This is a genomic window from Telluria sp. LT2P80 (assembly GCF_059685955.1).
On sequence record NZ_JCASIO010000001.1, the window covers coordinates 1,145,266 to 1,170,033 of the forward strand.

The 24,768-nt window shown below is 63.6% G+C and carries 22 protein-coding genes and 1 tRNA gene; 13 read left to right on the plus strand and 10 right to left on the minus strand.

The window, feature by feature from the left end:
* Positions 1-47: 47 nt before the first annotated feature.
* The 4 genes from AC56LW_RS05025 to AC56LW_RS05040 form a co-directional block, all read right to left on the minus strand.
* Positions 48-1,289, minus strand: a complete 1,242-nt coding sequence (locus AC56LW_RS05025; RefSeq protein WP_332533132.1) for a sensor histidine kinase — start codon at positions 1,287-1,289, stop codon at positions 48-50.
* A complete protein-coding gene (locus tag AC56LW_RS05030; protein WP_499632248.1) occupies positions 1,276-1,965 on the minus strand; it encodes a response regulator transcription factor in 690 nt (229 codons plus the stop codon). The genes AC56LW_RS05025 and AC56LW_RS05030 overlap by 14 nt, the downstream gene beginning before the upstream one ends.
* A 33-nt stretch (positions 1,966-1,998) precedes the next feature.
* Entirely contained in the window at positions 1,999-4,005 is a 2,007-nt protein-coding gene (locus tag AC56LW_RS05035) for an LTA synthase family protein (RefSeq protein WP_499632251.1), read from the minus strand.
* 258 nt (positions 4,006-4,263) lie between these two features.
* Positions 4,264-4,938, minus strand: coding sequence for an ElaB/YgaM/YqjD family protein (locus AC56LW_RS05040; RefSeq protein ID WP_332533135.1), 675 nt, complete (start codon positions 4,936-4,938; stop codon positions 4,264-4,266).
* A 380-nt stretch (positions 4,939-5,318) separates the two neighbouring features.
* Here AC56LW_RS05040 and AC56LW_RS05045 point away from each other — a divergent pair, with 380 nt between their 5' ends.
* Positions 5,319-6,215, plus strand: coding sequence for a cupin-like domain-containing protein (locus AC56LW_RS05045; RefSeq protein ID WP_499632254.1), 897 nt, complete (start codon positions 5,319-5,321; stop codon positions 6,213-6,215).
* A gap of 1 nt (position 6,216) precedes the next feature.
* Here the strand turns inward: AC56LW_RS05045 and AC56LW_RS05050 are convergent, their stop codons facing one another.
* Entirely contained in the window at positions 6,217-8,088 is a 1,872-nt protein-coding gene (locus AC56LW_RS05050) for a metallophosphoesterase family protein (protein ID WP_499632258.1), read from the minus strand.
* A 349-nt stretch (positions 8,089-8,437) separates the two neighbouring features.
* Here AC56LW_RS05050 and AC56LW_RS05055 point away from each other — a divergent pair, with 349 nt between their 5' ends.
* The 4 genes from AC56LW_RS05055 to AC56LW_RS05070 all read left to right on the plus strand — a co-directional run bounded on the left by AC56LW_RS05055 (position 8,438) and on the right by AC56LW_RS05070 (position 12,735).
* Entirely contained in the window at positions 8,438-9,619 is a 1,182-nt protein-coding gene (locus AC56LW_RS05055) for a DUF2325 domain-containing protein (protein ID WP_499632261.1), read from the plus strand.
* Between the two features lie 555 nt (positions 9,620-10,174).
* The gene (locus AC56LW_RS05060) at positions 10,175-11,170 is read left to right on the plus strand and encodes an OmpA family protein (protein WP_499632264.1); all 996 of its coding nucleotides are present in this window, start codon (positions 10,175-10,177) and stop codon (positions 11,168-11,170) included.
* 48 nt (positions 11,171-11,218) lie between these two features.
* Complete coding sequence (locus AC56LW_RS05065) at positions 11,219-11,953, plus strand: hypothetical protein (RefSeq protein ID WP_499632267.1); 735 nt, start codon at positions 11,219-11,221, stop codon at positions 11,951-11,953.
* Complete coding sequence (locus AC56LW_RS05070; protein ID WP_499632270.1) at positions 11,950-12,735, plus strand: hypothetical protein; 786 nt, start codon at positions 11,950-11,952, stop codon at positions 12,733-12,735. Before AC56LW_RS05065 ends, AC56LW_RS05070 begins: the two co-directional genes overlap by 4 nt.
* 301 nt (positions 12,736-13,036) lie before the next feature.
* Here AC56LW_RS05070 and AC56LW_RS05075 read toward each other — a convergent pair.
* The 3 genes from AC56LW_RS05075 to pepN form a co-directional block, all read right to left on the minus strand.
* Positions 13,037-13,112, minus strand: a tRNA-Thr gene (locus tag AC56LW_RS05075).
* Between the two features lie 149 nt (positions 13,113-13,261).
* A complete protein-coding gene (locus AC56LW_RS05080) occupies positions 13,262-14,263 on the minus strand; it encodes a class 1 fructose-bisphosphatase (RefSeq protein WP_332533143.1) in 1,002 nt (333 codons plus the stop codon).
* Between the two features lie 27 nt (positions 14,264-14,290).
* Positions 14,291-16,948: an aminopeptidase N gene (pepN, locus tag AC56LW_RS05085; RefSeq protein ID WP_499632273.1), complete on the minus strand. Its 2,658-nt coding sequence runs from the start codon at positions 16,946-16,948 to the stop codon at positions 14,291-14,293.
* A gap of 188 nt (positions 16,949-17,136) precedes the next feature.
* Between pepN and AC56LW_RS05090 the strand changes: the two genes are divergently transcribed.
* Positions 17,137-17,790, plus strand: coding sequence for a DUF4136 domain-containing protein (locus AC56LW_RS05090; protein WP_499632275.1), 654 nt, complete (start codon positions 17,137-17,139; stop codon positions 17,788-17,790).
* A 73-nt stretch (positions 17,791-17,863) separates the two neighbouring features.
* Here AC56LW_RS05090 and AC56LW_RS05095 read toward each other — a convergent pair whose 3' ends face one another.
* Positions 17,864-18,016, minus strand: a complete 153-nt coding sequence (locus tag AC56LW_RS05095; RefSeq protein ID WP_499632278.1) for a hypothetical protein — start codon at positions 18,014-18,016, stop codon at positions 17,864-17,866.
* Complete coding sequence (locus AC56LW_RS05100) at positions 18,013-18,990, minus strand: quinone oxidoreductase family protein (protein ID WP_499632281.1); 978 nt, start codon at positions 18,988-18,990, stop codon at positions 18,013-18,015. The genes AC56LW_RS05095 and AC56LW_RS05100 overlap by 4 nt, the downstream gene beginning before the upstream one ends.
* 187 nt (positions 18,991-19,177) lie before the next feature.
* Between AC56LW_RS05100 and AC56LW_RS05105 the strand changes: the two genes are divergently transcribed.
* The 7 genes from AC56LW_RS05105 to AC56LW_RS05135 all read left to right on the plus strand — a co-directional run bounded on the left by AC56LW_RS05105 (position 19,178) and on the right by AC56LW_RS05135 (position 24,719).
* Positions 19,178-19,903 carry a YebC/PmpR family DNA-binding transcriptional regulator gene (locus AC56LW_RS05105; protein ID WP_499632283.1) on the plus strand — a complete coding sequence of 242 codons (726 nt, stop codon included), beginning with the start codon at positions 19,178-19,180 and terminating at the stop codon, positions 19,901-19,903.
* A gap of 13 nt (positions 19,904-19,916) precedes the next feature.
* Positions 19,917-21,182, plus strand: a complete 1,266-nt coding sequence (purD, locus tag AC56LW_RS05110) for a phosphoribosylamine--glycine ligase (protein ID WP_499632286.1) — start codon at positions 19,917-19,919, stop codon at positions 21,180-21,182.
* Positions 21,183-21,263: 81 nt separating this feature from the next.
* Positions 21,264-22,175 carry an oxygen-dependent coproporphyrinogen oxidase gene (gene hemF, locus AC56LW_RS05115; protein WP_499632288.1) on the plus strand — a complete coding sequence of 304 codons (912 nt, stop codon included), beginning with the start codon at positions 21,264-21,266 and terminating at the stop codon, positions 22,173-22,175.
* Positions 22,172-22,837: a nicotinate-nucleotide adenylyltransferase gene (locus AC56LW_RS05120; RefSeq protein ID WP_499632291.1), complete on the plus strand. Its 666-nt coding sequence runs from the start codon at positions 22,172-22,174 to the stop codon at positions 22,835-22,837. Before hemF ends, AC56LW_RS05120 begins: the two co-directional genes overlap by 4 nt.
* The gene (gene rsfS / locus AC56LW_RS05125) at positions 22,837-23,565 is read left to right on the plus strand and encodes a ribosome silencing factor (RefSeq protein ID WP_183556439.1); all 729 of its coding nucleotides are present in this window, start codon (positions 22,837-22,839) and stop codon (positions 23,563-23,565) included. The genes AC56LW_RS05120 and rsfS overlap by 1 nt, the downstream gene beginning before the upstream one ends.
* A gap of 6 nt (positions 23,566-23,571) precedes the next feature.
* The gene (gene rlmH, locus AC56LW_RS05130; protein WP_183556438.1) at positions 23,572-24,042 is read left to right on the plus strand and encodes a 23S rRNA (pseudouridine(1915)-N(3))-methyltransferase RlmH; all 471 of its coding nucleotides are present in this window, start codon (positions 23,572-23,574) and stop codon (positions 24,040-24,042) included.
* 59 nt (positions 24,043-24,101) lie between these two features.
* Entirely contained in the window at positions 24,102-24,719 is a 618-nt protein-coding gene (locus tag AC56LW_RS05135) for a Maf family protein (RefSeq protein WP_499632294.1), read from the plus strand.
* Positions 24,720-24,768 lie beyond the last annotated feature (49 nt).

Consider the following 24,768-nt stretch of genomic DNA (forward strand, 5'->3'; position numbering starts at 1 on the left):
TGCTTCAAGGATAGAAAGGATGATGGCAAGCCACCGTCAACGCGGCGTTAGGATGGCGTGAACGCTACAGGAAAAATGATCGTGAAGCGGCTGCCGCCACTCGGGCGGTTCTCGTACACGAGCGACGCGCCCAGGTATTCGCAGATGCGCTTGACCAGCGACAGGCCGAGCCCGGTGCCGGCCGATCCGCTCGACGGGATCGGACGTGCGCCTTCGCCCAGCGTCTGCCGTACCGCATCGGGCAAGCCGCGCCCCGTGTCTTCGACCGTGATGCGCCCCGGTTCGATCACGACCGTGACTTCGCCCTGCTCGGTGTACTGGCAGGCGTTGCGAATCAGGTTGGCGATGGCCGACACGCACAGTTCGGCAGGCGCGCAAATGCGGAACGCGGCATCGCCGACACAGCGCAGCGTGACGGGCCGGCCGGTCACCATGGCCTGGTAGCGCTCGGTTTCGCGGCGCGCGATCTCGTTGACCGAGACGGGAGAAAACAGGGCGAGCTGGGGTGCGCGCGCCAGCACCAGCAGCACCGTCACGCACTCTGTCGCTTCCTGTGCAGCCCGGTAAATGCGCTGCGCTGGCGCCTGCACCGCCGGGGTCCTGCCGTTTTCGACGAGAATCTCGGCCGCGCCCATGATGACGGTCAGCGGTGTGCGCAGCTCGTGGCTGACGTCGCCCGTAAACAGGCGTTCACGATCGAGGTATTCGCGCAACTCACGCGTGTGCGCGGCCAGCGCGCGCGCCAGCGTTCCCAGCTCGTCGGCCCGTTCGGTATGCGGCAAGGCAAATGCGCCCTGCCCCACGGCGTCGGCCAGTTCGCGCAGCGGCGTGACGATGCGCCTGCCGACAAAGCGACCAAGAAACAGCGCCAGCGTGACGAAGCCAGCGAAAAACGCAGCGAACATCGAATACACCAGGATCTCGATCTGCTCGTAATCGCTTTCATGGTCGACCACGACATATGGCCCCCGTTCGTCGGCGCCAGCCAGCACATGCAGGCCGATGCCATCGACCTCGGCTTCGGACACGCCGGTCGGCAACGCACGCAGCGAGAGCGGGATATCGTCGCCCCGGTGGAAGCGCAAGCCGGCCGGCAGGTCGGCCGGCAGCCCGGCAGCGGCCCTGGGACGCGCCCACTTTTCGACTTCGGCCAGGCGCTCGTCGACCAGATGCACTTCGATGCCTTCGACCACCAGCGCGGCAAGCACGGCAAAGAACAGCGACAAGACCACGCCGAACAGGATGAAGGCGCCGACGATTGGCCGGCTGAGCGAACTAGCCGGGCGCATCGGGCATCGCCAGTTTGTAGCCGACACCGGCGATGGTATGGATCAGGGGCGAGGCAAACGGCTTGTCGACCGCCTGGCGCAGCGCGTGGATGTGCGTGCGCAGCGCATCGCTCTCGGGGCGGTCTTCGCCCCAGACCGCCTGCTCGAGCGCCTCGCGCGGCACGATGCGCGGGGCCGCTGCCATCAGGCAGCGCAGCAGGACGTACCCGGTTTTGGTCAGCACGATCCTGACGCCGTCACGCGAAGCCTGCTGCTGGTCGGGATCGAACACGAGCGGGCCGAAGCGCAGGACGCGGCTGAACGCGTGCTGCCCGCCCGCACGGCGCGCCAGCGCTTTCAGGCGCACGTCGAGTTCGACCAGGGAAAACGGCTTGACCAGGTAGTCGTCGGCGCCGCTGTCGAAGCCCAGCACCTTGTCCTGCAGACTGTCGCGCGCCGTCAGCATCAGCACCGGCGTCGCGCTGGACAGCTCGGTGCGCAGCTTCTGGCACAGCTCCAGCCCGCTCAGGCCGGGCAGCATGACGTCGAGGACGATGACGTCGTAGTTGTTTTCGGACGCCAGCGCCAGGCCACCGTAGCCGTTGCGCGCCGAATCGACAGCGTAGCCCTTCGGTTCAAGGAACCCGTACAGGTTGGCCAGGATGTCAGGGTTGTCTTCGACGATGAGGATGCGCATGCTGGTCATTGTAAGGCGAATCGGTCGCCGTTTTCAGCGCGGGCGATAGCGCTGCTCGCGATACAGGATCGACGGCAGGATCACATGCGCCATCGCCTTGTCGACCTGCGCCTGCGTCGGGCTGCCGCTGCCCGGGCTGAAGTGCCCGCTGGCTGCGTCGTACCGGCCCGCCAGCGGCGATTGACCGGGCCGCAGCACGGTGGCCGAGGCGCCTTCGAGGTAGGCGAAATAATCGTTGAACTGGATCAGTGCACGGCCCGGCGTCGTGCTGTCTTTCGCGAGATCGCGCCCGATCATCGGGTGCGTGCTCGACACGCCCAGCAGCGACAGCAGCGTCGGCGCCAGGTCGATCTGGCTGGCGATGGTTGCAATGCGCTTGGGTTCGATGTCCGCGCCCAGGATCAGGCCCGGAATGTGGAATTTTTTGATCGGCACGAGGCTGTCGCCGTACACGCGGTTGTCGTGATCGGCCACGATCAAAAACACCGTGTCTTTCCAGTAGGCCTGCTGTTTGGCTGCGCGGATGAACTTGCCCAGCGCGTAGTCGGCATATTTGACGGCGTTGTTGACAGTCTGCTTGTCGCCGTCGTGCAGCGCGATTTTACCGTCCGGGAATTCGAACGGCTCGTGGTTCGACGACGTGAAGATCAGGCTGAAGAACGGCTTGTTCGCGGCGTGCAGGGTGTTCAGGCGCTCGAGCGACTTGTCGAACAGGTCTTCATCCGATGCGCCCCAGCTGGCGACGAAGGTCGGTTTCATGTCGCCGATATCGACGATCTTCTGGAAGCCGTTGCCGGTGAAGAAGCTGCGCATATTGTCGAAGTGCGCTTCGCCGCCGTAGACGAATTCGGTGTGATAGCCCTGGTCGCCCAGGCCGGCCGCCAGCGTGTAGAAATTCTGCTGCGACAGCGACAGCTTGACCGTGCTGCGCGCGGGCGTGGGCGCGTAACCGGCAACCACTGCCTCGATGCCGCGCACCGAGCGGGTGCCGGTGGCGTACAACTGCTCGAACCACCAGCCCTCGCCCTTCAGCTTTTCGAGCTCTGGCGTAACGGCCAGGCCGCCCAGCGACTCGACGAACGTCGCGCCCAGGCTTTCCTGCAGCACGATGACGAGGTTCAGCGGCCTGGCGCGCGTGACGGCCGCGCTCTGGTAGTGCCGCGTCGGCTGCTCTGAGTTAGCGAACTGATAATCGCGCAGCCATGGCGCCGCTTTCACTTCGGCAAACACCTTGGCGCGCGGGAAGTCGCCGTAGATATCGGACGATTTGGCTTCGTTGTCCATCGAGCGCATCGCGTCGAGCACCGACCATGCCGAATTGATGACGAGCGAATTGACCATCGCATCGCCGGTGAGCGCGAACATGGCCGGATTGGCAGGCCGGTGGCCGGTGGTCGAGCGGATCTGCATGAACACGAGCAGGCACAGGACCGGCCAGACGAGAAGCATCTTGCGGCCCGGCCACATCGGCGTGCCGGCGGATGCGCCTTTCAGCAGGCGCACCAGTGCGACACCCACGAGCACGGTGACTGCGCAGCCCAGCAACACCGCCGTACGAAAGCCATACCACAGCGTGGAAAACACTTCCCGGGGGTTGTTCAGGTATTCGATGAACAGACGGTTGGGGCGCACGTCGTACTGCATGATGAATTGCGGCGACGCGACTTCCATGAACAGGATGAAGATCAGGGCCAGCATCGTCCAGCCCAGCGTGAAGCGTTGCCACAGGCGGGCCGTACGGCGATGCGCCAGCAACGGCGCCAGCAGCAATGGAATGGCCAGGCAATAGCCAAGCAGAATCAGGTCGGCGCGCACGCCTTGCACGATGATCTCCAGCACGGCGCCGGTGGCATGCACGCGGTCCCATTGCCAGGCCAGCATTGCCAGGCGAAAGCCCGAGAGCAGCACGAGGCCGATGAGCAGCATCTGCACCAGCGGTGCGAAGGGGCCGGCGATGCGTGTGCTGCGTGCCAGCCATGAAGATGCAGGGCGTGTCGGGGCGGTGGGCGCCTCATGCAGGTAGAGCTCGTCTGTCTTCATGAATCCGTCGGATAGGCCGGGCCATGCGCTGCCCGGCGATGAATCGATCACGCGGACCTGGATCCAACGCGCCTTCTGATGCGCTATGGATGCTAGATTGCCCACCGTCATCGTCACGTTAATCAGACGTTAAGAAAGCGTTAAGATCAGAATGAAAAAAGCCCGGCCAGCAGATGCTGGTCGGGCCTTCGATCGGCACATCGATGAAGTGCCGGAATCAGTCCACGGTATTAAGCCGTGGATTAATTGCGCGTAGAATTAATCGCGGTACGAGTTGTAGTCTTTGCGGTAGTCGTTGCGATAATCGTCACGATAGTCGCTACGGTCGCTCGAGCCACCCAGCAGCTTGGCCAGGATGAAGCCCACGCCCACTGCAGCCAGCAGTGCGCTGCCTGGGTTGTTCTTGACGTATTCCTTGCCCTGTGCCGACAGATCCGAGTACTTCTCGGTGATCTGGGTCGAACGGTCGCCGAATTTTTCTTGCGCGGTGCTGATCAGGCCAGTGACCTTTTCGACGCCTGCGTGTGCTTTCGAAGCGATGTTGTCGACGACTGGCTGAGCGGCTTGCGCTGCCTTGTCGATGGCGCCATGTGCTTTCTCAGGCGTGATCGACGACATTGCTGCCTTGATGCTACCAGCGGCGTTTGCTGCGGTGTCGCTGATCGACGATGCGGCCGACGAAGCCGACGAGGTCGATGGGGTCGATGGGGTCGACGACGAACCGATGGTCGAACCCGACGTGTTGCCGGCGCCGGTGCTGGCGCTGCTGCCGCTGTTGCCCAGACCGCTGTTGCCGGTCACGCTGCTCGTGCCCAGCGAACCGGTGCCGGTGCTGGTGCTCGACGACGACGCGTTTTGCTGGTTGCCCGAACCTGGGTTCGAAGCGTTGGTTGCGTTGATGCCTTTACCCTCGGTAGACTTTTGATTATCCATGATGTAACCCTCATAAAATAGTGATCAACGCGGAGTAGAACGAAATTCGACTAGCACCACATCTTTGATTGAATAAGTCCGATACAACAAGCGGGAACGATCTTTGACTGCGCTACATCAACATCGATTTGACTCGGCATCTCTGTACATTTTCTTTGCGTCCCATCCCGGTTGGCCACCTTGCGGCAACTTTCCGAGTCGCAGTATCGGATTCACTGCGTCGCGATACAAAAAATACAATGGGCACCCTGCGCAGACCGTGCGCTGACTAACAGAACCATCACATCGGTTCATAAAGCGGTCATTTTGGGTGATTTAGGCGCACTTTGCGGCAGCTGGCGGTACCATACGCCCCCTCATCACAGACAGGAACGCCTGACATGGCAGTAGAGAAGGACCCGGGCGCCGCGCGCCTGCCGCCGCTGCGGCGCACGGACGCGGCGCAGGCGGAACAGGACGCCGCGGCGCGCGCGCAGCGCGATGCACAGGTGCGTGGGGTGGACTCGATTCCGGCCATGCGCGAGGCGATCAAGGAAGCGGCGCGGGCGCTGCCCCCGTTCACGCAGGTGCCGCGCCTCGCGCGGCTCGATGCGGCGGCATTCCGTACGCATGCGCTGGCCGGCATGCCGTTTCTGGTCACGGACGTGGTCGGGCGCTGGCCGATCGTGCAACTCGACATCACCACCTTGCGCACCCAGTACGGCCACCTGCCCGTGCGTGCACGCGTGGGCGACTACGTGCATACCGCCTTCGCGCCGCACCGGGCCATGCAGGACATGCTGCTGCGCGACTATCTCGATCTGTCCACCCCGGTCGAATCGGGGTTGCCGCCTTACGTGGGCAATCTGGCGCTGCGTGAACTGAACCGGCTGTGCCACTGGCCGGCGTATTTCGACAAGATGGGCCCGCCCCGCTTCTGGATCGGCCCGGCGCGCACGATCACGCCGCTGCACTGCGACTACGACGACAATATCTTTGCCCAGATCCGCGGCGTGAAGCGCATCTTCCTGGCCCCGCCCCACCACGATGCGTTCTTGTATACGCGGGAAGCCAATCCGCTCCTGTTCGGGTCACCCGTCGACCCCGAAGCGCTGGACGACGCGCGCTTTCCGCTGGCGCGCCAGGCGGCGCTGGTGGAAGTGATCGTCCGGCCGGGCGACATGCTGTATGTGCCGGCCGGCTGGTACCACCAGGTGCGCGCGCTGGAGTTTTCGCTGTCGTCGAACCGCTGGGCGCGCGGGTTGCCGCTGGCACTGGCGGGCCGGGAGCCCGGTTAGGCTAGGCGGTCGTTGTCGGCTGCTCGACCGCGCGCTCGGCCGACTTTTCCTCGCCCAGCTTCAAGAACTGCGTGGAAGGCCCGCCATCGGCATTGTGCTGCACGATGCGTTCGGGCCGGCCCTTCGCATCGAGCCAGACCTGGCCGATGCCGGAGCCGTTCCATAGGCGCTCGCCGTGCTTGCGCTGATCGGGCAGGTGCGGCGTGATCGACATCGCACGCCGCTTGGTGAACCAGTTCAGCGGCGAGCGCGGCGAATACAGCCAGCGGTTGAGGCGATCGAGCCAGTTGAGCAGGTCTTCGGGGAATTCGTTCTTGAAGCCGCTGCTGGTGATCTGCCAGATGTGCGGCGGCCGGGTGTCGTCGCGCACTTCGACGTCGTAGGCGAATGAATAGTGGACGTCGCCCGACAGGATCACATAGTTGCCCGGTGTGCGCGAGTGGCGGAAGATATTGAGCAGGCTGCGGGCTGCGCCGCGGTGCGCCATCCAGTTCTCGGCGTCGACGGTCAGGGCCTGGCCCATCAGCGTGGCAATCTTCTGCACCACCTCGATCAGCTTCACGCCGAACATCGGCGCCGCCGACACGATCACCGCCGCCGTTTCATCGATCAGTTCATGCTGGAACTCGGTCAGCGATTCCCAGTCCATCAGGCCGGAGGGATGGCTCGGACGGCGCTGGTTGCGCCAGCGCCGCGTGCGGGTATCGAGCACGATCACGGCCGGCTGCGTGCGCAGCATGTAATCCCACTGGCGGAACGTCAGCAGCCGCTCGATCAGCGCGCCATGCGGTTCGGGTTCGAGGCGGTTCCGGGAATCCGGCCTGGCGGCCATCGCGGCCATGTCGTCCAGCACCTCGCCGAAGACATCGGACCGGTTGCCCCAGCCCTGGCACAGCATGTAGGCCACCAGCGCATTGCCCATGATGCGGCGTGAAAACGGGTGGCCGTAGGCGGTCTTTTCCCACTTGTACGACAGATTCCAGTCATCGGTGACGTCGTGGTCGTCGAAAATCATCAGCGTCTGCACGTGCGCCATCAGGCGCGCGGCGCGCGGCAACTCGTCACAGAAGCCGTGCAGGATGCCGGCTTCCTCGTGCCAGCGTTCCTGGTGCTTGGGGTCGAGCTGGGGCATCGCGATCTCGCCAATCACCTGCCACGGCACCGGCGACCAGACCAGCAGATACATGGCCAGCACTTCGCCCAGCGTCATCAGGTGGTTGTCGGCATTGGCCGTCGTGAAGATCGGCTTTTCCACGCCGCCGAAGAACTTCTCGCGCAGCGCCTCGCTCGACTTATGGGCCGGCAGCAGGCGCTGGCGGCCATAGTAGCCGTCGGGATGGGCGTACAACTCGTCGCTGTCGGCGACGACGGCGCCTTCGACGCATTCGCCGAACAGGCCAAGACGTTCGATCAGCGCGTGGGTGGCGCCCAGCATCGGGCCGGCCACGTCATCGGCATACACCTGGTCGCCGGCCAGCAGCAGCATCGATGGGCGCTCGCCGGCCTGATCCACGTGCCCGGCGATCAGATCGTCGCCCCGCGCCAGGCCGTCGCGTGACGGGTGATGCGGCTTGCGGCACGAGCCATACAGGATGTTGTCGGAGCGGCTGCGCAGCACCATGTTGGGCATCGATGCGCCATCGTGTACCAGGTGCGGCGCCCAAGACGCAATGCCCTGCTCGACGCCTTCGACATCCGTCAGCAACAGGTCGTAGTCGATCAGCGTGTCCTGCGGAAGTGGCGCGGGCAGCGTGACGTCGATGAAGTGAATGTGCGCATCGCGCCCGATCGGAATGATGCGGCACGAATCTTCACCCACCACCAGCCGCTGTGCCTCGCCGCCATGCGGTTCCAGTACCAGGGTGAAGGACAACGGTGTGCTGCCGACCAACCAAAGGACGAGACGGCCAGGTTCGAGGCGGCGCAACAGGGGACCGACGAGGACGGATGGAAGGCCGTTGGGGGTGTGTATGTGGATCACGCGGACGACGGCTGGCTGTGAAAAAAGTCGGGTCAGTGTAACAGAGCCATCTGGAAATCAAAGTTGCTTATCCATGCGCGCGGGTATGCATGATCACGTCAGATGCGTTATCGGAAATAGTAAAGGCGTTGTAAATTCTGCTTGCACGAAGCGCAGACTGCGATAGAATAAATGAGAATCATTATCATTTGATGGGGAGTACTGCTCTCCTCTGCCATTTTTCCGTGCCAAAGGATTTGCCATGTGCGACAAACATGCTTCGATCGTACCCTGCTCCAACGATAGCGCGCAGAGCTCGCGCCGACGGCGCGTCTGGGAGTTGTCGCATGCGTCGCATTGTCCGCTGGTGGGCGTGGGATTGCCGTTGAATGGCTTGCGCAAGCTGGTCGAGAAGGTGACTGGCGGGAAGGTGCTGCATGATGATTACGATATTCACGTCGGCACCGTCAGTGAATGCGCATTGCGCACGCCTGTCGCCGATGCAGTCCAGAAAGAGCTTGAACGTCGCTATGCCCAGCATGTCCAGCGTTTCCGCGCGGCCAAGACCACCGAGCAGGTCGAGGCGTTGTGGGCGGCGGCCGTTGCTGCCGGCGACGTGGCGGGCGCGTTCTGGGCCGGGCTGTCGCATCCCCGCTGCACGGTGGCACTCGAAGAGAAAATGTGCCGCGATATCCACATGGTGCAGCACCAGGCCGGCGCCTGCGCCCGCGCCGATCTGAACAAGTTCAATGCGATCGTCGCTGACCATTCCCTGCTCGAACGCGAGGTCGTCCGCCTGCAGGAACGGTGCAACGTGTTGACGCAGGAAAAAGGGCTCGACGCCGAGCGCCATGAGCAGCTCCTGATGACGGCGCGCGCTGCCACCATTGCCCGCGACGGCGATGTCGCCACCCTGCGCGCCGAGCTGGCGCGTCTGCAAGCCAGCATCCCAGACCTCGACACCCGCGAGCGCATGGCCGAACGCATCGTGCAGCTGGAAGCGCGCGAGCAGGCCCTGCGCGCGCAGGTGGCCGAGCTGAAGGCGTCACGTGCCACAGCGCCGGATGCCGACGAAGCGCCCGCGCCGGAACCCGTCGCCGTGCCCGTGGCGATGCCGGTACGACTGCACAACCGCGCCGTGCTGTGCGTGGGCGGGCGCAGCAGCAGCGTGCCGATCTACCGGACGATGATCGAGCGCGTCGGTGCCCAGTTCGCGCACCACGACGGCGGCCTGGAAGACAGCAGCAGCCAGCTCGATGCCAGCCTGGCGGCCGCCGACCTGGTGATCTGCCAGACTGGCTGCATCAGCCACAGCGCCTATTGGCGTGTGAAGGACCATTGCAAGCGCCATGGCAAGCGCTGCGTGTTCGTCGACAATCCGAGCGTATCGAGCCTGGCACGCGGGTTGCAGGAAGCAGCGATCGAAGAGACGCAGCCCGGCTAAAGCGGCAAGCGCTCACACTGCCGGCAAGCGGATCAACGCCGCCAGGCAACCGATCTGCATAGCGTTCGTCAAGGAGACGGTGCGAGGCGAAACTGGGTGCCAGCTCGTGCGATGACGTCGCGTTGGTCGTTGGCGCATTCGTCGATTTCAACCCCTCCCCCCGTCACATCAACGACCAAGGCATCCAGGTCATTGTCAACCGCAACGCCGCGGCGCCAAACAGCCTGTTGGCGCAACCAGGCCAAAGCAGCCAATGACGGCTTGACCTCCCGCCCCCCCCCAACCCCGCCCGAGCCCCGGCGACGCGTGCGGCCCCCGAGCCATGCCGCGCATCAGCGCTGCTGAACAGGACAGGCGCGATCGCGACCTATTGGTATCCTGCACGAAGAGCTCGCCGCCAAAGCGCGCAGCGATGCTGCCGCGATGCAGCGCGCGCAGGATGCCAGCACAAAACCACCAAGTTATCCGCTGCGGACAGCCAGCGACTTCCCGAGGAGTTGTATGACCATCAAAAAAATATTCAGGCACTCAATTCGGAACTGCGACGCACCCGCAGTGTGCAATAAGCTTCACGCGGCCATATGGTTGGGCGCAGCGCTGCTGGCGACGGCCCCTGTGCTGGCCGCCGACAAGACGGCCGTCGACCGCAAGGGTGGCGCCGACAGTCCGCTACTGAGCCGGTACAAGGGGTCGATCCTGTACATGTACGGCGACAGCCGCCTGGAGCAGGCGTCGGTCGTGACTGTGCAGAAAGGCAAACCGGTACTGATCCCGGTCGAGGGCAAGATCAGCAACCGCCTGTATCTTGCGCCCGATGACAGCAGTCCGCTCGAGATCTACCGCAACTACCGCCATGCGCTCGAAGCTGCAGGCTTCCAGACCTTGTATGCCTGCGAAACCGCCGCATGCGAACAAGCCAATGTGCAGCAACTGGTAGAGAATTTTCCGCGCAAGGCGCACTGGAACGGCTACGACAATGCCGTTCTTGGCACGTTCAACAGCGCCAATCAGCCGGGTTTTCATTACTACAGTGGCCAGCGCAAAGGACCTTCCGGCGTCACTTACGTGTCGATCGGGATCGTCTCCGGCTTTCCAAATTCGGGAATCATGAGTCGCAAGCGCCAGTTCGTGCAGATCATCGAACCGGCAGCAACCCAGTTGGGCAAGGTCGAGGTCGACGCGGCGGCCATCACGACAGGACTCAAGCGCGACGGCAAGATGGCCCTGTACGGTATCGAGTTCGACACCAACAAGGCAGTCCTGCGCAGCGATTCGGCCAGTCAGCTGGCCCAGATGGCGAACGTGCTGAAAGCCACGCCGGCCATGAAAGTATTCATTGTTGGCCATACCGACAACCAGGGCGAGTTTGCCGCCAACAGCACGTTGTCACAAAAACGTGCTGAAGCGGTATGTGCAGCGCTGGCCTCCACGTATGGGATCGCTTCGACAAGACTGGTGGCGCGCGGTGTCGCCAATCTGGCACCGGTGTCGACCAACGAGAGCGATGAAGGACGCGCAAAAAACCGACGCGTCGAAATGGTCGTCCGCTGAGCCACCTCCTCACCGAGCGGCTCGATAACAATTTTTCAGGAGATTTATTTGTTCACCACGTCCTTTCCCCCTCGCCTGCCGGCCATGATCGCGGCAATCCTGCTGCCATTCGGCGCAACCGACGTAAGCGCCGCGACGGCACCCGCCCTGGTCAATTTGCCACCGCCTGGCCTGTACCGGATCGACGCCGATGCCAATGTCATACAAAGCAATGGCGCTGTGCTGAAGCAGAAAAACGACAGCGCCAGTGGCATGGCCAGTATGCGAGTCCAGGCGCCAGGTGGGGCGGCCGTTGTCGGCGCGCTTCCTAGTCTGGGGCAACTGTGCATTGGCGCCACGGGCAGCGGCATGTTGCCGCCAGCTGACCAGCAATGCACGAGTTCGGCACCAGTGCATGCAGCCGGCAGCACCACGTTCAGTTCGCGCTGCCCGAGCGCCGATACCACCGTTGCCGTCCGCAAGGTCAATGCCACTACCTGGGAAATGAAAACATCGGTCACCGAACGTATGGGGCAACAAGGCCTGCTCGACTTCGATCAACAGCGCAAGACGTTCGAAAACGCGTTGAAAAATTCCACCAGCGCCGATGAGCGTGAGGATGCGCGCTACGTGCTCGAGAACTGGGAGGAACACAAGGCCGACATGCGGGCGATTGCTGCTGAACGCGGCGGCGCCGGCGCTGCCGGCGCCGCCACACGTTCGAGCGTTCTGGTAACGCGCCTGACACGCATCGGCAGTCAATGCAAGGCGGTCAGCGCGTCGTCGGCGAAGGGGGCGCGATGAAGAGCATATTGACCGTCGCCTGCACGGCCCTGCTGCTGGCAGGATGCAGCAAATCGACCGACGACGCGCCGTCTGGCGATGACGCCGCAGTCCAGGCCACTCCAGTCACCAAGGGTGACAATAAGCATCCGGCTTACCGCGCCACCATGCTGGGATTGGCTGCCGGCAGCTATGGCGGCACATGCAACGGCATCGGTGGCCCCATGCCGCCAGAGGGGGTCACCATTGGACGCGACGGCAAGGTCGTTGCCGCCGACTGGACGATCAACCTGGCAGGCACGCGCATGAGTTTGGTACGTACGCTCGATGGCAGCGCAGCGCCGGCAGGCACCTTCGATGCCAGCGGCGGTGAACGGCCGTTCCAGCTGATCGTAAATAGTGCCGGCGGCGGCAGCGCCATGTTTGGCGAGGGTGGACATGTAGCCCAATGCACCAATGTATCGTCGGCATCAAACCTTGCGGCCAAACCGCTGTATCCGGCGGTGGCGCAATACTTCACCGGCGCTGGCGCCACCATGTCATGCGTCGAGGGCGGCGCCCTGCGCAAGATGGTGGTCAAGCCAGCTTCGGCAGGTGTCGCTTTTGGAGAGCATCAGCTGGGGTTCGATGCCAACGTGGTCCAGGAATCGATCAGCGTCGAAGCGGATGACAGCTCCTTGCAATATGGTGCCAAATATGCCGACCAGAGCCATGTCGAACTGAGCGTGGATGCCGCAGGCAAACTGGTCATGGCTTCCTACACCATCAGTAGCGGCGTAGCGGTGATGTGCAGTCCCGGCTGAAGAATTGCCACCATTCTCGCCGTTGAGAGCGGTACGGATTGCCTGCGACGTGCCAGTCCAGAAAAATGCAAAGGCGGCAAGCGTGCTGACGACGAACAGGATGAGCGCCTGCCGCTGCGTCAATACCGGCATACGGTGATAAAGCCAGACACCAGGCAGCCAGAACGCTCACATTCCAGGGATTCGCCGCGCATCGTCTTTCCAGGGATGGGCCAGCGGTCAGATCGGGCAACGGTCACGCCAAAAAGAAAAAAGGGTTACCGGCCGAAGCCTGTAACCCTTTGATCTGACTAACTAATTTTGGTGCCGCTGACCGGAATCGAACTGGTGACCTTCGCATTACGAATGCGCTGCTCTACCGACTGAGCTACAGCGGCGAAACCTGTGCTTCGCCTTCCATCATGCCCGACAAACAAGCCGTCGCTCACGAAAGAGCCGTATTCTAGCAAACAAACCGGCAACCTTGCTAGTGTGTATCGCGTCACTTTCGCAAGATTTCCGGTTTGCCTAATTTATCAGCACGTCTTTACGCAGCGTGATAGCCCGTAACAACATCCACTTCTTCCTTCGAGCCCAGGAACACCGGCACGCGCTGGTGCAGCTTGGTCGGCTGGATATCGAGGATGCGGCCCTTTCCGTCGGTGGCCGCACCGCCGGCCTGCTCCACGATCATCGCCATCGGATTGGCTTCGTACATCAGGCGCAGCTTGCCTGGCATGCTGGTGTCGCGCAGGTCGGCCGGGTACATGAAGACGCCGCCACGGGTCAGGATGCGGTGCACGTCGGCCACCATCGAGGCGACCCAGCGCATATTGAAGTCCTTGCCGCGCGGGCCGGTAGAGCCTGCCAGCAGCTCGTCGACGTAACGCTGGACCGGCGGATGCCAGTGGCGCTGGTTCGACATATTGATCGCGAATTCCTTGGTCGCTGCCGGAATCTGCATGTCGCTCTGGGTCAGCACCCACGAACCCTGCTCGCGGTCGAGCGTGAAGCAGTGCACGCCATTGCCGGTGGTGAGCACCAGCATCGTCTGCGGGCCGTACACCGCGTAACCGGCGGCCACCTGCGTGCTGCCTGCTTGCAGGAAGTCCTGCTCGGTCGGATCCTGCATGCCTTCCGGCGCCTTGAGCACCGAGAAGATCGTGCCGATCGACACGTTGACGTCGATGTTCGACGAGCCATCCAGCGGATCGAACAGCAGCAGGAACTCGCCCTTCGGATAGCGGCTCGGGATCTGGCGGATGGTTTCCATTTCTTCGGACGCCATCGCGGCCAGGTGGCCGCCCCACTCGTTGGCTTCGAGCAGGATCTCGTTGGAGATCACGTCGAGCTTTTTCTGCACTTCGCCCTGGATGTTTTCGGTGTCGGCACTGCCGAGCACTTCGCCCAGCGCGCCCTTGCTCACCGAATAGCTGATGCGCTTGCAGGCGCGGGCCACGACTTCGATCAGCAGGCGCAACTCCGCATTGATGCTCTGGTGCTGGCGTTGCTCTTCCACCAGGTACTGCGTCAGACTTACGCGTTTCATGGGTTCCTCAGGTTGTGTTGAATGTGTTTAGTTGGCCAGCGCCTTGCCGACGATCTCGCGCACGTCGTTCGACAGCTTGACCTGCCCCGCCACCTTCTGCAAGGCTTCGCGCATCTGCCACTGCAGCGACGGCGCGTAACGGCGCCAGCGGTCCATCGCGCGTGCCAGGCGGCTGGCCACTTGCGGGTTCAGTGCGTCGAGCGCGATGACCTGCTCGGCCCAGAAGGCGTAGCCGCTGCCGTCCGGCGCGTGGAACTGTACCGGATTGTTCACGCAGAACATCGCCACCAGGCTGCGCGCGCGGTTCGGGTTGCGCAGCGTGAAGGCCGGGTGCGTCATCAGCGCGCGTACGGCGGCCAGGTCGGTGGTCGGGCTTGACGCCTGCATCGCGAACCATTTGTCCACGACCAGCGCCTCGTTCTGGAATTCGTCATAGAACACGGCCAGCGCGTCGGCCGCCTGCGGCACGCGCGCGGCGACCAGGGCGGAAAGCGCTGCGGCGCGGTCAGTCATGTTGTCGGCTTCATCGAACTGGCGCTGCGCCAGTGCGACGCTGGCGGCGTCCGGCGCGGCGTTCAAGTAGGCCAGGGCCAGGTTCTTCAGCGCGCGCTTGCCGGCCGAGGCGGCGTCCGGGCTGTAGGGGCCGGGCGTGGCGTTGGCTTCGTACTGGGCCATGAGCTCGCTGCGCAGGCGCGCGCCGAGGTCGGCGCGCACGAACTGGCGCGCGATGTGCACGGCCAGCGGATCGACGCATTCGAGCTGCTCGGCCACCATCGATTCGGATGGCAGCGTCAGGCACTGCTCGCGGAAGGCCGGATCGAGCGTGTCGTCGACCAGGATCTTGCGCAGCGCTTCGATGAAGGTCTCGTCCAGGTTCAGGCTGGCGGCTGCATCGTCCTTGCTACCTGCTTCACCGGTCAGTTTCAGCAGGCGTTCCATGGCCAGGCGCTGGCCCGCTTCCCAGCGGTTGACCGGGTCGCTGTCGTGGCTGAACAGGTGCAGCAGGTCGGCATCGGTGTAGCCGCCCTGCAGGATGACCGGCGCCGAAAAATCGCGCAGCACCGAGGCCACAGGCTGCCCGGTCACGCCGGTGAAGACGAAGGTTTGCTCGGCTTCGGTGAGTTCGAGCACGGCGGTGGTGCCGCGCTGCTGGCCATCGACGACGAGCGGCATGTCGGCGCCGGCGGCATCGAGCAGGCCAACGGCGACCGGAATGTGGAATGGCAGTTTCTCGGGCTGCCCGGGCGTGGCCGGGCACGACTGGAACAGCGTGAGCGTGTAGGTCTGCGCGGCTTCGTCCCAGCGGCCTTCGAAGCGCAGCACCGGCGTGCCGGCCTGGCTGTACCAGCGCTCGAATTGCCCCAGTTCGCGGTGGTTGGCATCGGCCATCGCGCGGCGGAAGTCATCGCACTCGACGGCTTGCTCGTCATGGCGCGCGAAGTACAGGTCCATGCCTTTGCGGAAACCGTCGACGCCAAACAGCGTCTGGTACATGCGCACGACTTCGGCGCCTTTTTCGTACACCGTCACGGTGTAGAAATTGTTGATCTCGACAAACGAGTCGGGCCGCACCGGGTGCGCCATCGGGCCGGCGTCTTCCGGGAACTGGGCCTGGCGCAGCGTGCGCACCTGGTCGATGCGGGTGACGGCGCGCCCGGTGGCGGTGCCGATCATGTCGGCCGTGAATTCCTGGTCACGGAACACCGTCAGGCCTTCTTTCAGCGACAGCTGGAACCAGTCGCGGCACGTCACGCGGTTGCCGGTCCAGTTGTGGAAGTACTCGTGCGCGACCACCGCCTCGATGCCCTGGAAGTCGATGTCGGTGGCCACGCGCGGGTTGGCCAGCACGAACTTGGTGTTGAAGATGTTCAGGCCCTTGTTTTCCATCGCGCCCATGTTGAAGTCGCTCGTGGCGACGATCATGAAGCGGTCCAGGTCGAGTTCGAGCCCGTATTTTTCTTCGTCCCAGCGGATGCTGTGCTTGAGCGACTGCATCGCGTAGTCGGTCTTGTCCAGGTTACCGTCCTCGACCCACACCTGCAGCAGCGCGTCGCGGCCATCGGCCAGGCGGAAGGTTTCTTCCTGGCAGACCAGTTGCGCGGCGACCAGGGCGAACAGGTACGACGGCTTCTTGAACGGGTCTTCCCACAATGCGTAGTGGCGGCCGTCGTCGAGGTCGCCTTCTTCGAGCAGGTTGCCGTTGGACAGCAGCACGGGATAGCGGGCCTTGTCGGCGCGCAGCATCACGGTGAACTTGGCCATCACGTCCGGGCGGTCCGGGAAGAATGTGATGCGGCGGAAGCCCTCGGCTTCGCACTGCGTGAAGAAGTTTCCGTTGGACACGTACAAGCCGCTCAGCGTCGTGTTTTTATCGGGTGCGCACAGCGATTCGATCTCGAGCACCACGTCGTCCGGCGCCGAACGGATCGTCAGCAGGTTGTTGGCCAGCGTGTAGTCGCGCTTGCCCAGCAGCTTGCCATTCAGGCGCAGCGCCACCAGCTCGATGTCTTCGCCATGCAGTTCGATGCCGCGCGTAGTGGCGGCCGGGTTGCGCCGCAGCGTCAGGCGGCTGGCCACGACGGTGCGCGCCGGGTCCAGGTCGAAGCCCAGTTCGACGGTATCCACCAGATAGCTGGGCGGGGTATAGTCCTTGCGGAAGATGGTCTGGGGCGTATCGGTGCGCATGATCGGCTCGGGCTGACACAGTGGATGAGGGGCTTATTTTACCAACAAGCTTTTGGATCGCCGCCGACGAATTGCCATGTATCGCTTTGTAGGCACGGTAACCGGGTGTAAAAGTGGCTCCCCTGAATCTGAACAAGGGGTAATCTTGAAGATCGGGGAAAGACCGACAAGACAAACGGGAGATTTGCATGAAACGCTTCATCACCATCGCTCTGTGTACCGCGTTCGCGCTGCTGCTGGGCGGCTGCGCGACGAGCATCCGCAGCGATGTCACCACGTTCCACCAATGGCCGGCGCAGATTGCCGACAAGAGCTATGTGTTTGAAGTGCCGTCGCCGCAGGACGATACCCTCGAATGGCGCAGCTACCAGGACCTGGTGCGTGCCCAGCTGGCGCGCCAGGGCTTCCGTGATGCCAACGGCGCCACGCCGGCGCTGACCGTGGCGATGCGCTTTACCACCACCGACGTGCCGGTGCGCGTGATCGAACCGGTGATGACGCCGTACTTCTATCCGAGCGCGCGCTTTGGCTACGGCGGTTATCGCGGCGGCTTCAACCGCCGCTACTGGGGCGGCTGGTACAGCCCGTTCTACGATCCGTTCTGGGGCCCGTACCCGTCCTACCAGACGTCGATCGAGCACCAGTACCGGCGCGAGCTGCAGGTGGCAATCAAGTCATCGCGCGACGGCAAGCGCCTGTTCGAAGTGACCGTACACAACACGAGCCGCAATATGTCGACACCCGAAGTCATGCCGGCGCTGGTGCAAAGCGCGTTCGAGGGCTTCCCCGGCCAGTCGGGCGTGGCGCGCCGCGTGGTGGTCACAAAAGAACCGGGCGCCTGACCAGGCCTTGAAGACGGGCGTAAAAAAAAGCCAGGCAACGCTGCCTGGCTTTTTTACGCCCGTCAATTGACCGCTAGCTGAAATACGCCTCCGACCCGAACGTGATGGCCACAACCAGCAGCAAGGCCAGCACCAGCACGACCAGCAGCCGCCCGAACTTCGGCGCCCCATCGTTTGCCGGCCGCGATGGCGGCACAAACGGCGGCTCGTCCCGGGTATCCCTCATGGCAGCAGCACCGTCGAGCCGGTGGTGCGGCGCGATTCCAGCGCGCGGTGCGCCTCGGCTGCCTGCGCCAGCGGGAACGTCTGGTTGACGTTGATGGTCACCTTGCCGCTCGTGACCATCTCGAACAGCTCGGCCGACATCGCCTCGGCTTCCTGCTGATTGGTCATGTAGTCAAACAGCGTCGGGCGCGTGATGTACAGCGAACCGCGCCTGGACAATTCGCCAGGCGTGAACGGTTCCACGGCACCGGACGCATTGCCGAAGCTGACCATCAGGCCGCGCCGCTGCAGGCAGTCGAGCGACGCAGCAAACGTGTCCTTGCCCACCGAGTCGTAGACCACCGGCACGCCGGCCCCGTCCGTTATTTCTTTCACGCGCGCGACGATGTCCTCGTCGTTGTAGTTGATGACGTGCGCCGCGCCATGCGCCAGCGCCAGCTCGCCCTTCTCCTTGGAGCCGACGGTGCCGATCAATTTCACGCCAAGGGCGCGCGCCCACTGGCAGGCGATCAGGCCCACGCCACCGGCGGCAGCGTGGAACAGGATCGTCTGGCCGGCCTGCAGCGGGTAGGTCGAGCGAAACAGGTACTGCACCGTCAGGCCCTGCAGCATCATGGCCGCTGCCGTCTCGAACGAGATCGCATCGGGCAGCTTGACGACGACCGCGGCCGGCATCACGCGCAGGTCGGCGTAGGCGCCGTTGGGCCCGCCCGCATACGCGACGCGGTCGCCGGGCTGGACATTGGTCACGCCCTCGCCCACTGCCTCGACCACGCCCGCGCCTTCCTTGCCCAGGCCGCCGGGTAGTGGCTGCGGATACAGGCCGGTGCGAAAATACACGTCGATGAAGTTCAGGCCGATCGCGTGCTGGCGCAGCAGGATCTCGCCCGGCCCGGGCGCACCCACGTCGACATCGACATACTCCATCACCTCGGGACCGCCATTGGCGGCGATGCGAATTGCTTTGGCGTGCATGCAGTTCTCCTTTGTGTACACCAAGAATACCGTATTCGTGCTCGCCGCCGGCGAAAGCACCGGCGTGCCAGACTGTTGTTTCCATGCCGATTCGTGACCCTGGCTCGATGGCCCTTGGACCTTTTTGCAAGGGGGCGCTATGCTAGAATGTCGGCCACTCTTGCATACCGTCTAAGGAATTCTCGACATGGCTGGACACAGCAAATGGGCCAATATCAAGCACAAAAAGGCCGCAACTGACGCCAAGCGCGGCAAGATCTGGACGCGCCTGATCAAGGAAATCACCGTCGCCGCGCGCATGGGCGGCAGCGACATCCCGTCCAATCCGCGCCTGCGTCTGGCAGTCGAGAAGGCGGCCGATGCCAATATGCCGAAAGATAACGTCACGCGCGCCATCCAGCGCGGTTCGGGCGAGCTCGAAGGCGTCAACTACGAAGAAGTGCGCTACGAAGGCTATGGCATCGGCGGCGCGGCGATCATCGTCGAGTGCCTGACCGACAACCGCGTGCGGACCGTGGCCGAAGTGCGCCACGCGTTCAGCAAGAACGGCGGCAATATGGGCACCGAAGGTTCGGTTGCCTTCATGTTCCAGCACACGGGCCAGTTCCTGTTCGCGCCGGGCGTCGACGAAGACAAGCTGATGGAAGCGGCGCTCGAAGCCGGCGCCGACGATGTCGCGGCCGACAACGAAGGCGGCTTCGAAGTGCTGTGCGATCCGCACGCCTTCGCGTCGGTGAAGGAAGCGCTCGAAGCGGCCGGCTTCAAGGCCGAAGTGGCCGAAGTCATCATGAAACCCGCCACCGAAACGGTGTTCACGGGCGACGACGCGATCAAGATGCAAAAGCTGCTCGATGCACTGGAAAACCTGGACGACGTCCAGGAAGTGTTCACCAACGCCGTGATCGACGAATAACCTGGTAGGCAATATGAAAATTCTCGTAGTCGGCTCGGGCGGCCGCGAACACGCTCTGGCGTGGAAACTGGCCCAATCGGAACGCGTGCAGACCGTCTTCGTCGCTCCCGGCAACGGCGGCACGGAACTCGACACGCGCCTGGTGACGGTCGACCTGCACGAGCCGCAGGCGCTGGCTGACTTCGTCACGGCCGAGCACATCGCGCTGACGCTGGTCGGCCCCGAAGTGCCGCTGGCCGCCGGCATCGTCAACCTGTTCCGCTCGCGCGGCCTGAAGATCTTCGGCCCCACCCGCGAAGCCGCGCAGCTCGAGAGCTCGAAGGATTTCGCCAAGTCGTTCATGCAGCGCCATGGCATCCCGACCGCGAAGTACGAAACCTTCTCGGACGCTGCTGCCGCCCACGCCTATATTGACGCCAACGGCGCCCCGATCGTCATCAAGGCCGACGGCCTGGCGGCCGGCAAGGGTGTCGTCGTCGCCATGACGCTGGAAGAAGCGCATGGCGCAGTCGAGCATATGCTGGCCGATAACGCCTTCGGCGACGCCGGTGCACGCATCGTGATCGAAGAATTCCTGGCCGGCGAAGAAGCCAGCTTCATCGTCATGTGCGACGGCAAGAACGTGCTGGCGCTGGCCACGAGCCAGGACCACAAGCGCCTCAAGGATCACGACCAGGGCCCGAACACGGGCGGCATGGGCGCGTATTCGCCGGCGCCGATCGTGACGCCATCGATGCATGCACGCGTAATGCGCGAAATCATCAACCCGACCATCCAGGGCATGGCGCGCGACGGCATTCCGTTCACGGGCTTCCTGTACGCCGGCCTGATGATCGATGCCGACGGCAATCCGCGCACGCTGGAATTCAACTGCCGCATGGGCGACCCGGAAACCCAGCCGATCATGGCGCGCCTGAAAAGCGACTTCGCCACTGTGCTCGAACACGCCTGCAACGGCACGCTCGACACGGTCGAACTCGAATGGGACCGCCGCACTGCCGTGGGCGTCGTGATGGCCGCCGCCGGCTATCCCGACAGTCCGCGCAAGGGCGATGTCATCGATGGTATCCCGCCCGAAGCGCCCGAATGCGTCACCTTCCACGCCGGCACGCGCGTCGTGGGCGGCACGCTGCAAGCCAGTGGCGGCCGCGTGCTATGCGTCGTGGGTCTGGGCGACAGCGTCAAGATGGCACAGAAGCGCGCCTACGAAACGGTCGAGAAGATCCACTTCAATGGCGCGCAGTACCGGCGCGACATCGGCTGGCGCGGCATTAAGTAAGCACCACCCTCACAACGAGTGACCACCACGTGCGCAGGTGTACAATCTGCGCTCTTTTCATTTCCCGACCGCGATCGTTCCATGCCTTCCCTCCATAGCGCAGCCATCAAGGCCTGGTTGCTCGACCTCCAGGCGCGTATTGTCCAGGACCTCGAACAGGTCGATGGCAAGCCGTTCCTGCGCGATGCGTGGGAACGGCCCGAAGGTGGCGGCGGCATTTCGCGCCTGATCGAAGAAGGCAATGTGTTCGAGCGCGGCGGCGTGAACTTCTCGCACGTGATGGGCGCCGCCCTGCCCCCGTCGGCCAGCGCCGTGCGCCCCGAACTGGCGGGCCGCGCCTGGGAAGCGATGGGCGTGTCGCTGGTGCTGCATCCACGCAATCCGTATGCGCCGACGGTGCACATGAACGTGCGGTTTTTTGAAGCGACCGCGCCTGGCGAAGCGCCGGTATGGTGGTTCGGCGGCGGCATGGACCTCACGCCGTATTACGGCGACGAGGCCGACGCGCGCCACTTCCACAAGACCTGCCATGACGCACTGGCGCCGTTTGGCCCAACGCTGCATCCGCGCTTCAAGAACTGGTGCGACGAGTATTTTTATCTGAAGCACCGCAAGGAAGCGCGCGGCGTGGGCGGCATCTTTTTCGATGACCTGAACGAACTGGGATTCGAGCAGTCGTGCGCGCTGATGCAAAGCGTCGGCAACAGCTTTACCACGGCCTACCTGCCGATCCTGGCGCGCCACAAGGACCGCCCGTACGGCGAGCGCGAGCGGGATTTCCAGGCGTACCGACGCGGCCGCTATGTCGAGTTCAACCTGGTGTGGGACCGCGGCACGCTGTTCGGCCTGCAGTCGGGCGGACGCACCGAGGCGATCCTGATGTCGATGCCGCCGATCGTGAAATGGCGCTACGACTGGCACCCGGAGCCGGGCAGCCCGGAAGCGCGCCTGGCGACCGACTTTTTGCCGCACCGGGACTGGCTCGCGCCGTGACGGCCTGCATCGCCGTGCTGGGCGGCAGCTTCGATCCGGTGCACCTTGGCCACGTCGCGCTGGGCCAATTGTTTTGCGGCTTGCTGCAGGCGGACGAATTGCGCATCCTGCCGGCCGGCCGCCCCTGGCAAAAGAACGGCATGGAAGCCGGTGACGCGCATCGCATCGCGATGCTCGAACTGGCATTCAAGCCACTGAACAACGACCAGTTGCACGTCGTGTTCGACCTGCAGGAAATTGAACGCACGACGCCAACCTACACGGTCGAGACCCTGCGCGCGCTGCGGCGGGAACTCGGCCCGCAGGCATCGATCGTATTCCTGATGGGCGCCGACCAGCTGCGCAATCTGGATACCTGGAATGAATGGCGCGAGCTGTTCGCGCTGGCCAATCTGGGGGTGGCCACGCGCCCGGGTTACGACCTGGCGCAAGAAACCTTGCCACCACCGGTGGCACAAGAATTGTCGACGCGCCTTGCGACGCCCGACACCGTGCGCGCAAGCAGCCACGGAAAAGTTTGCCTCGCACCGACGCTGGACGTCGACATTTCGTCAAGCCGCATTCGTGCGGCCTTGCACGCGGGCCTCGAAGCGGACGCAAACGCGCTCGCAATGGCGCAAGTGCTAGACTATATTCAACAACATAACCTGTACAAAAACTAATGGATCTCAAGAAACTTCAAACCCTCGTCGTTGACGCCCTGGAAGATGTCAAGGGCCAGGACATCGTCATGTTCGACACGACGCACCTGACCAGCCTGTTCGACCGCATCGCTGTCGTCTCGGGCACCTCGAATCGCCAGACCAAGTCGCTGGCCGCATCGGTGCGCGACAAGGTCAAGGCTGCCGGCGGCGACGTCATCGGCATGGAAGGCGAGGACACCGGCGAATGGGTGCTGGTCGACCTGGGCGACATCATCGTCCACATCATGCAGCCGGCCATTCGCCAGTACTACCGTCTCGAAGAAATCTGGGGCGAAAAGCCGGTCAAGCTGGGCGCCGCCAAGCGCAAGTCGACCGCTGAAGGCGCTGAAGCCGACGAAGCCAAGCCAAAGTCGAAGCACCTTGCCGCCAACCAAGACAAGGTCGAGGCCAAGCCGGTCAACGAACGCAAGCCTGCCGCCAAGCGCGCTGCCACGGTCGCCAAGACCATCGCTGCCGAAGGCCCTGCTGCTGCCAAGAAGCCGGCTGCCAAGAAGGTCGCCGCCAAGGCTGTCCCAACCGGCAAGACCGTGAAGGTCAACCCGAGCAAGACCGAGACCGCCGCTGTCGAAGCAACCAAGGCCAAGCCGCCGAAGCGCGCCGTGAAAGCTGCCGCGCCGAAAGAAGCGCCAGCGGTCGAAGCGCCGGCCAAAAAAGTGATCCGTCGTATCAAGAAGGATGCCGAGTAAGCGTTCATGCAACTGATCATTGCCGCGGTCGGTCACAAGATGCCGGCCTGGATCGAGTCTGGTTTCACCGAGTACACGAAGCGCATGCCACCCGAGCTGCGCATCGTGCTCAAGGAAATCAAGCCGGTCGAACGGTCCGGCAGCAAGACCGCTGCCACGGCGATGGCGCTCGAACGCGAGCGTATCGAGGCGGTCTTGCCGAAGGGCGTACGCATTATCGCGCTCGACGAGCGTGGCCGCGACCTGACCAGTGTCGGCCTGTCGCAGCAGCTGGAAACCTGGCAACGTGACGGGCGCGACACCGCGTTCCTGATCGGTGGCGCCGATGGCCTCGATCCCGAGCTCAAGGCACGTGCCGAAGGCTTGATTCGTATTTCCAGCATGACGCTGCCGCACGGTATGGTGCGGGTGATGCTGGCCGAGCAGCTGTACCGTGCCTGGTCGATCACCCAGAACCACCCTTATCACCGGGTCTGAATTTTGCTTCTGCAGTAATTCTTTACCTGCCCGACAGCCCTGCCTGATCGTCCGAATCGATGAGAAACAACCAGAACAAGATCTACCTCGCTTCGAAAAGCCCGCGCCGACGTGAATTGCTGCGCCAGATCGGCGTGGACTTCGAGCTGATGCTGCTGCGCAGTGATCCGACCCGCGTAGTGGACGTCAGCGAAGACGTGCTGGCAAACGAAGACGTGCACCATTATGTAGCGCGCGTTGCCAAGGAAAAAGGCGCGTTTGCCTTCAACCTGCTGCTGCAACGGCGCCAGCCGCTACGCCCCGTACTGACGGCCGATACGACCGTCACGATCGATGGCGAGATTCTCGGCAAGCCAGCCGATAACCGAGAGGCGATCGCCATGCTTGAGCGCCTGTCGGGTCGCACGCACCAGGTGCTGACCTCGGTTGCCGTGCACGCTGAACGCGTGGCCGAGCAGGTCACGCAGGTATCGAACGTGCGTTTTGCCAAACTCACGCCGGAACAGATCCGCGCTTACTGCGCGACGTCCGAACCCTATGACAAGGCCGGCGCCTACGGCATCCAGGGCCCGGCCGCACTGTTCATCGAACACATTGAAGGCAGCCACTCGGGCATCATGGGCCTGCCCCTGTTCGAGACCGCCAGTTTGCTGCGCAAGGCGGGCCTGACGGTCTGAATTGATCGCCTTCCCGCCCCGGCGATGCGCCGTGAGCGTGTATCATGAT